Origin of the sequence: Marinobacter sp. C7, from assembly GCF_022343555.1 — a bacterium.
In the GTDB taxonomy this organism is placed as follows: Bacteria; Pseudomonadota; Gammaproteobacteria; order Pseudomonadales; family Oleiphilaceae; genus Marinobacter.
The window spans coordinates 1-569 of the sequence record NZ_JAKQZH010000067.1 but is presented as its reverse complement, the minus strand read 5'-3'; the positions used below and the strand labels follow the sequence as shown (position 1 = coordinate 569).

Below are 569 nucleotides of genomic sequence, written 5' to 3'. Positions count from 1 at the left end.
GCCGTCGACAACCGGCTCGATGGCAATGTCACCACCGGCATTTTCGATCACGAGATCCTGGTGGGCCTCGACTACAAGTACTACCAGCTGGATAGCGTTCAGGCTTCGTCGACGGCAACGCCGATCAGCGTGACGGACCCCGTCTACGGAACGCCGCAGCCCGCCAACAGCGTCTATCTCGACCAGACGCTGACGCAGCAGCAGCTGGGGCTCTATGCCCAGGACCAGATCCGCTTCGGCGACGGCTTCATCGCGACGTTCAACGGCCGCTACGATTATGTGCACACCGATCTCGACGACCATCTCGGTAGCGTTTCCTACACCTCCGACGACAATGCCGTCAGCGGCCGTGCCGGCCTGGCCTACGAGTTCGACAACGGCATCACGCCCTATGTCAGCGCGTCGACCTTCTTCAATCCGCTGATCGGCAACAGCGCCGATGGTCCGCTTGAGCCGGAGGATGGCTACCAGTTCGAAGGCGGACTTAAGTACCAGCCCTTCGCCTTCGACGGCCTGTTCACGGCTTCGGTCTTCCACATCACCAAGAACAACTGGACCGTGACCGATCC

The 569-nt window shown here is 61.2% G+C and carries 1 protein-coding gene; it reads left to right on the top strand.

The window, feature by feature from the left end; all coding sequences use genetic code 11:
* The coding region (locus tag MD273_RS18755; protein ID WP_239039282.1) for a TonB-dependent receptor domain-containing protein at window positions 1-569 on the top strand (569 nt) is incomplete at both ends.